At 66.7% G+C, this 426-nt stretch carries 1 protein-coding gene and 1 pseudogene; both read left to right on the top strand.

Going from position 1 to position 426, the window contains the following annotated elements; genetic code table 11:
- Positions 1-198 (top strand): transporter associated domain-containing protein (locus AB4Y42_RS44290; RefSeq protein WP_368697902.1); only part of this gene is annotated, 198 nt, incomplete at its 5' end.
- 34 nt (positions 199-232) lie between these two features.
- Positions 233-421: pseudogene (locus tag AB4Y42_RS44285) on the top strand (apolipoprotein N-acyltransferase); the annotation flags it as partial.
- Positions 422-426 lie beyond the last annotated feature (5 nt).

The raw sequence follows: 426 nt of genomic DNA, 5'->3' as shown, positions 1-426 counted from the left end.
GACGAGGAAGTCGACACGATCGGCGGACTCGTCACGCACCATTTCGGACGCGTGCCGCATCGCGGCGAGAAGGTGAAGCTCGACGAGCTGATCTTCGAAGTGCTGCGCGCCGACGCGCGGCAGATCCACATGCTGCTCGTGCGCCGCGATCCGCTCGCCGGACAGCGCGAACGCGACGCACAGCACGTGCAAACCTGATTTCCACAGTTCTCATCAAGCCGACCACGCAACAATGGCCGACCCGATCACTTCCCGTCTGCGCCGCGGCGTGACACCCGACGCAGCCGATAGAGGCGCACGGGTGCTGCCGTGGTGGCACTACCTCACGGCCGCCGCCGTCGGCGCGAACGACAGCGTGTTGAGCGCGCCGACGCCGCACGGCGGCTGGCTCGAACTGGCGATCTTCGCTTTCTTCTTCGCGTGAGC

Origin of the sequence: Paraburkholderia sp. EG286B (genome assembly GCF_040965655.1) — a bacterium.
Classification (GTDB): domain Bacteria; phylum Pseudomonadota; class Gammaproteobacteria; order Burkholderiales; family Burkholderiaceae; genus Paraburkholderia.
This window is presented reverse-complemented; position numbering and strand designations above follow the sequence as displayed.